The organism is Chamaesiphon sp. VAR_48_metabat_403, from assembly GCF_031422475.1.
Classification (GTDB): domain Bacteria; phylum Cyanobacteriota; class Cyanobacteriia; order Cyanobacteriales; family Chamaesiphonaceae; genus Chamaesiphon.
On sequence record NZ_JANPLS010000104.1, the window covers coordinates 1 to 6,872 of the forward strand.

The following is a 6,872-nucleotide window of genomic DNA, read 5'->3' on the forward strand; positions in this document are numbered from 1 at the left end:
AGCCACGATTGGTAAAATCTTGAGATAGTGAATAGTGATTTAGCAAAATCCAAAATCCAAAATCCAAAATCCAAAATCTATCCCCTAGCAAGAACGTGACACAGACAGTTGGTAAAGTCTATTTAGTGGGTGCGGGGCCTGGAGATCCGGGATTGCTGACGATTAAGGGTAAAGTCTTACTAGAGTCGGCTGATGTGGTGATTTATGATGCCCTAGTCAGTGCAGAAATTTTAGCAACTATCTCGCCACACGCAGAAAAAATTGATGCGGGTAAACGGATGGGTAGACATTCCCTGCTCCAGCACGAAACGACCGAGTTATTAGTTGCCAAAGCGCGCGAACATGCGGTGGTAGTGCGCCTTAAAGGTGGCGATCCGTTTATTTTTGGGCGCGGTGGCGAAGAAATGGAAGATCTCGTTGCGGCGGGAATATCGGTTGAAGTAGTGCCCGGTGTGACTTCGGGAATTGCCGCTCCAGCCTATGCTGGCATCCCCCTGACGCATCGCAATTACAGTTCTTCAGTGATTTTTGTCACCGGACACGAAATGGCGGGTAAATACCGTCCTGGGGTCGATTGGAGTGCGATCGCTAAAGCTGCCGAAACGATCGTAGTATATATGGGTATCCACAACCTCGATCGAATTGCGGCGGAGTTAACAGCGGCGGGATTAGCTAGTAATACCCCCATTGCGCTAGTCAGATGGGGGACTACACCCAAGCAGCAAGAATTGGTCGCCACATTAGAAACGATCGTGCGGGAAGTCGAAATTTCCCAATTCAGTGCGCCTTCGATCGCGATAATTGGCAACGTAGTCAATCTTCACCACATTTTAGGCAGCCATTATGCACAGACAGACATGTAATTAGCAGATTTGCCGAGATGCCAGCTTTTCAAAATGTGCTTGGGTTTGATAGAGGAATAATTCCCGACTATCGGCAGCATTTGTCAGCGTTGGGACTAGATTGCGAGCTTGAAGTGCCATGTGTACTTGTAGATGAGCTACATAGTCACTCATTTCTTCACCTGCTGCTAGTTGAGAATCTAGGGCAGTCTGGGCGAAATTGTTCTCCATCACTGAATTGCTCTTTAAAAATTAAGGATCGATGCTTTAAGCCTTGCTCACCAAAGTTAGCACACGCGATCCGGCTTTGGCACTAGCACCGCAACGAAGATTAACATCTTTTTTACTCACATCATGCACCATTTTCTACTACTAGCATTGTGAGCTTACCCCTATTCCCTTCCCCCCTCGGCTAGTGCAAGAATCGAAATCGCCTGTTAAAGTAGAATCTGAAAGAATTGCCAGCCTGCAACATTATTTAATTACTCTTCATGAAACGACTACAACGTTATCTCGTTATAGCAATGATGATTGCTGTCGTTGTCGTGGGGATTAGATTTACTCAAGAATTAGAAGACTGGAGTAGACTACTGACGTATCAGCCGCCACCAGCAGTTGCCAGACTTGCCACCACGACGATGATGACAGATACCGCGCGGCGGTTATTTTACGTCAATCAGCCCACAATCGAATCAACTAAGTCATCGCTAAAATTGTGCAAAAGTTCCGAGCACACCATCGTGCTGGGTTGCTATGTACCCACTAAAGGAATTTTTCTGCAAGCAGTTACCGATTCACGCTTGCAAGGCGTGATGGAAGTGACAGCCGCGCATGAGATGTTGCATGTTGTCTATCAGCGGATGTCGATCTTCGAGCAATCGCAAATTAATAAGCAATTGCAAGCAGTACTCAGCCAACTCGATAATCCTCGGATTCGGAAGATTATCCAAACATATCGAGATCAGGATTCCCGATCGGTAGATAATGAGCTACACTCAATTTTGGGTACGGAAGTGAGAAATCTCAGCCCCGAACTAGAAGCACATTACCGGATCTATTTTACCGATCGATCGCCGATCGTGGCTTTATCTGAAGGGTATGAAGGCAGATTTACCGCACTTAGGAGTAAGGCAAAGCTACTGGCTCAACAATTGTCAATCCAAAATTTGGCGTTAGAAGAGCTATCCGAGCGAGTCAAAAAAGAGTCTAAGCAGGTGGAGATTGAAGGATCGACAATTCAAACTGCGATTGTCGCCAATCCTCAAACCGATTATAATACCCGCGTCGCTACTTTTAACGAGCGCGTCCGCAATTACAATCGGTTAGTCGTTCAACTCAAAGAGCAAACCGCCAGTTACAATCAACTTGTCACCGAACGTAATTCGATTACGCTTGAGGAAAAATCTCTGTTTGAATCGCTAGAAAATAAATCGACACGGCAAGTTGCGAGATAATTGTCGGAGATGGGAGTAAGGAGCGGGGAGCGGGGAGTAAGAAGTAAGGAGTATTTTAGATTGGAAGTCTAATTACTCCCCAAACTCCCCACTCCCCGCTCCCCGATTCCATCTCCCATCTCCCCCAAATAAAACATTGGATCGTTTAACTAATATCGCTCGACAATTTGCTGCATCCAGAGAAGTTACCGAACTGCGGGCGTTTGGTAGTGGCAATATTAATGATACATTTCTGGTGACGACTGCTGATGTCACAGAGCCGCATTTTGTCTTGCAGCGGATTAATACTCATGTATTTCAACAACCCGCGCTAGTCATGCAGAACATGCGAATTTTTACCGAGCATATGCACGAGAAATTGCAGAGTGAAACAGCACCTGCGGGACGAAGATGGGTAGTGCCGCGAGTATTATTAACAATAGACAAGTGCGACCATTGGATCGAACCCGATGGCTCGTATTGGCGCGCGATTAGCTTTATCGATGGTTCCCAAACGCTCGATATCATCCAAGACATTCAACATGGCTGGGAAGTTGGTTATGCACTGGGGCGATTTCATCATTTGATTAGCGATCTCGATCCCGATAAATTAGCTGATACGCTAGAGGGATTTCATATTACGCCCCAATATCTGGAATATTATCATCAAATACTGCCGACACATACCAGAGAGCTAAATCGGGAAGTAGATTATTGTCTCCAGTTCGTGAGAGAGCGGCAAGAATGGGCGCGAGTACTCGAAGATGCTAAAACTAGTGGCAAGCTGCCGTTACGACCGATTCACGGCGATCCTAAAGTGAATAACGTGATGATTTGCACCACCACCCAACAGGCGATCGGGGCGATCGATCTCGATACGGTCAAGCCGGGACTGGTACACTATGATATCGGCGATTGCTTGCGATCGGGTTGTAATCCACTCGGCGAGGAGACGAAGGAGTGGGAACGGGTACACTTTGACACGCAGATGTGTCGGGCAATTTTGGACGGATATCTATCGCAAGCGCGCGGCTTCTTAGGCGCGGATGACTACGACTATCTGTTTGATGCAATGCGGTTAATTGCCTTCGAGTTAGGATTGAGATTTTTCACCGATTATCTGGCAGAAAATATTTATTTTAAAGTTAAATATCCCACCCATAATCTCGATCGCGCACTGGTACAGTTTAAGTTGACCGAAAGTATCGAAGCCCAAGAATTAGCAATCCGATCGATGATTGAGGAGCTGCGGGGATGAATGAGTTTAAGCTGATTCCGTTTCGATCGCAAGCTTCATTACCAAATATCGAACTGAGCGGCAAAATCGATCGCCAGAACGAGCTGTTATCGATCGAATATCAACTCCAAGGCGATTTAGATACGATTCTCCTTCAGAGAGGCTCCGCCAACGCGATCGATCCACCCGCAATCATACCCAGTCGCAAATTTGAGCTGTGGTCTACTACTTGCTTTGAGTTTTTCATCGGCATTCCAGATAATTTAGAATACTGGGAATTCAATCTTTCACCGAGTGGCGATTGGAATGTTTTTCACTTGGATAATTATCGTCAGGGCTTACAAAACGAACTAGCATTTACATCATTACCGTTTAAGATCGATCGACAAGCAAATTCTCTACTATTAACATTAACATTCGGCCTAAGTAGAATCATTCCCATCCAACAAGAAATCGAGATTTCGGTAACAACAGTAATTGAATCTAACCAGCATGAAATTAGCTATTGGGCATTAACCCATCCCGGCACCGAAGCCGATTTTCACCGCCGCGATAGTTTCATCATCAAAATCTAAGACACTGTTAGAAAAGTTATCTTTATTTATTGCACTCTCCCCGTCTCCCCGTCTCCCCGTCCCCCAGTCCCCCCGTCTCTGTAGGAGAATTTCACTCAGATCGCTCGATCGCTATGTAAAGATGAGTTAACATAGAGCATAAATCCTGCGTAACATTTTTTAATAATGCTGACCGATCGTTCCGAGTCATCAGAAATCGATACTCAAGACTCGATGTTCGCTAAAATCTTGTTCGGACATCAACCGAGTCCCGAACTGCTGGCAATTTTGCTAGTATATGCCGTGCAGGGCATTTTGGGGATCTCGCGACTGGCGGTAAGTTTCTTCCTTAAAGACGAACTTGCATTATCACCAGCCGAAGTTGCTGCGCTGATGGGGATAGCCGCCTTACCGTGGGTAATTAAACCTGTATTTGGCTTTATTTCTGATGGGTTGCCCATCTTTGGCTACAGAAGGCGACCTTACCTGATTTTATCGGGTTTGCTGGGTGTCGGTGCCTGGTTGAGCTTGGCATATCTGGTACATACAGCGACTGCTGCGACAATTGCGATTTCAATTACTTCACTTTCGGTCGCATTTAGCGATGTAATTGTAGACTCTTTAATTGTCGAACGCGCTAGGGATGAATCTGTCGGTAAAGCTGGTTCGTTGCAAGCTCTATGCTGGGGTGCATCCGCAGTCGGCGGCTTGTTGACGGCTTATTTTAGCGGGTTACTGCTCGAACATTTTAGTACCCGCACGGTTTTTGCTTTTACCGCCGCATTCCCGCTGCTAGTTTCGGCGGCTGCGGTGTGGATTGCCGAGGAACCTGTCGCACCCGCAGATGGCGCACGTCAGGCGATAGTTAAAGAGCAGATGCAGCAATTGTGGCAGGCTTTGACCCAAAAAGCGATCTGGATGCCGACGCTGTTTCTATTTATTTGGCAATGTACGCCGACAGCAGATTCAGCCTTTTTCTACTTCAGTACCAATGAGCTGGGTTTTACGCCCGAATTTCTCGGACGCGTACGGCTGGTAACTAGTTTGGCATCATTACTAGGGGTGTGGTTATTTCAACGTTTTTTAAAAACTATCCCGTTCCGGCAAATCTTTATTTGGACGACATTATTTTCATCCTTATTAGGTTTGACAGCATTACTATTAGTTACGCATACCAATCGCACTTTAGGTATCGACGACCATTGGTTCGCACTAGGCGATAGTTTGATTTTAACTGTGATGGGTCAATTAACTTTTATGCCCGTGCTGGTATTAGCAGCGAGATTATGTCCGCCCGGAATTGAAGCGACTTTATTTGCCTTACTAATGTCCGTTCTCAATTTATCTGGTTTAGTATCTAAAGAGGGGGGTGCAATTCTGACGCATCTACTCGGTGTCACCGATACCAATTTTGATAAATTATGGCTGTTAGTATTAATTGCCAATGTTGGAAGTATGCTGCCACTAATCTTTATTAACTTGTTACCAAATGAAGAGCCACAATTAGGCGAAAAAACTTCGCGATTGATTCCACCTTCTAGTGCGATGGAGCATTCACAAACAGGCATCATCGGCAACCAATCTTTCATCCCTGATATGTTACCAGAAATTCTGGAAACTAATGCTGAAAGTTAAACTAATTATTTATTACTATATAAGTTTTACCTTGTTCAACTCTACCCTCGATCTACGAGTCGATTGAGTTGCTGCGTAGATCTACCCACCCCGCCCGTTATAAAGAGGGGTTGGGGGTAATTCAACCTCGAATGAAGCTATTTAAATACCTCATCTACATAATATGAAAACGCAAACTACCGAACTTCCTTATAATTTAGAACAATGGAAACAAGGATATCGATCGCAGAAACAAGAATATGATTATCAAATTACCGAAATCGAAGGGCAGATTCCCCCAGAATTAACCGGAACCTTGTTCCGAAATGGGCCGGGAATGTTAGACATTAATGATGAATCGGTGCGGCATCCATTCGATGGCGATGGGATGATTTGTCGGATTACATTTAAAGATGGTAAAGCACACTTCCTCAATCGGTTCGTTCAAACCAAGGCATATTTAGCCGAACAAGCCGCAGGTAAATTTCTCTATCGTGGTGTATTTGGTACCCAGAAAGCTGGCGGTTGGATGAGTAATATGTTTGATGTTAATCTCAAAAATATTGCTAACACTCAAGTCGTTTATTGGGGTGGTAAATTACTCGCATTGTGGGAAGCTGCCGAACCCCATCGCTTAGATCCTAAAACTTTAGATACATTAGGCATTGAATATCTAAATAACACCCTCAAACCTGGAGACCCATTTGCGGCGCATCCATTATTCGATCCTAAACAAAATCGAATGGTCAACTTTGGATTAAAAGCGGGTAAATTTGATGCAACCGGACTGTTAACCGGGATTACCATCTATGAATTAGATCTAGATGGCAAAGTCGTCGAAGAGCATTCACATACCATCCCTGGCTTCGCCTTTATTCACGATTTTGCAATTACCCCTAATTATTGCATCTTCTTCCAAAACCCCGTTGGCTTCAATCCCTTCCCATTCCTATTCGGCTTCAAAGGTGCGGGCGAATGTGTCAAATTCCAACCCGAAAAACCGACCAAAATCATCATCATTCCCCGCAATCCTCGCAGTGGCGAAAAAATGCAAACCCTCGAAACTAAATCAGGATTTGTCTTCCACCATGCCAATGCCTTCGAGCAAGATGGTAAAATCTCGATCGATTCAATTGCCTACCCAACTTTCCCCGAAGTCGAACCCGATAAAGACTTCCGCGAGATCGATTTT

Annotated in this window: 7 protein-coding genes; 6 read left to right on the forward strand and 1 reads right to left on the reverse strand. The window is 45.1% G+C overall.

Annotation, left to right across the window (positions count from 1 at the left end; genetic code table 11):
• The first annotated feature begins 95 nt into the window (after positions 1 to 95).
• Positions 96 to 863, forward strand: coding sequence for a uroporphyrinogen-III C-methyltransferase (gene cobA / locus RMO79_RS05410; RefSeq protein ID WP_310482034.1), 768 nt, complete (start codon positions 96 to 98; stop codon positions 861 to 863).
• On the opposite strand, the gene RMO79_RS05415 is transcribed toward cobA, so the two are convergent.
• Positions 864 to 1,073: a hypothetical protein gene (locus tag RMO79_RS05415; protein ID WP_310482035.1), complete on the reverse strand. Its 210-nt coding sequence runs from the start codon at positions 1,071 to 1,073 to the stop codon at positions 864 to 866. It lies immediately after the preceding gene.
• Positions 1,074 to 1,333: 260 nt separating this feature from the next.
• Between RMO79_RS05415 and RMO79_RS05420 the strand changes: the two genes are divergently transcribed.
• The 5 genes from RMO79_RS05420 to RMO79_RS05440 form a co-directional block, all read left to right on the forward strand.
• Entirely contained in the window at positions 1,334 to 2,296 is a 963-nt protein-coding gene (locus tag RMO79_RS05420) for a hypothetical protein (protein ID WP_310482036.1), read from the forward strand.
• A gap of 136 nt (positions 2,297 to 2,432) precedes the next feature.
• Positions 2,433 to 3,533 carry an aminoglycoside phosphotransferase family protein gene (locus RMO79_RS05425; RefSeq protein WP_310482037.1) on the forward strand — a complete coding sequence of 367 codons (1,101 nt, stop codon included), beginning with the start codon at positions 2,433 to 2,435 and terminating at the stop codon, positions 3,531 to 3,533.
• Entirely contained in the window at positions 3,530 to 4,087 is a 558-nt protein-coding gene (locus RMO79_RS05430; protein ID WP_310482038.1) for a DOMON-like domain-containing protein, read from the forward strand. The genes RMO79_RS05425 and RMO79_RS05430 overlap by 4 nt, the downstream gene beginning before the upstream one ends.
• Positions 4,088 to 4,252: 165 nt before the next feature.
• Positions 4,253 to 5,701, forward strand: a complete 1,449-nt coding sequence (locus RMO79_RS05435) for a folate/biopterin family MFS transporter (protein ID WP_310482039.1) — start codon at positions 4,253 to 4,255, stop codon at positions 5,699 to 5,701.
• A 163-nt stretch (positions 5,702 to 5,864) separates the two neighbouring features.
• A partial coding sequence (locus RMO79_RS05440) for a carotenoid oxygenase family protein (RefSeq protein ID WP_310482040.1) occupies positions 5,865 to 6,872 on the forward strand: 1,008 nt, incomplete at its 3' end.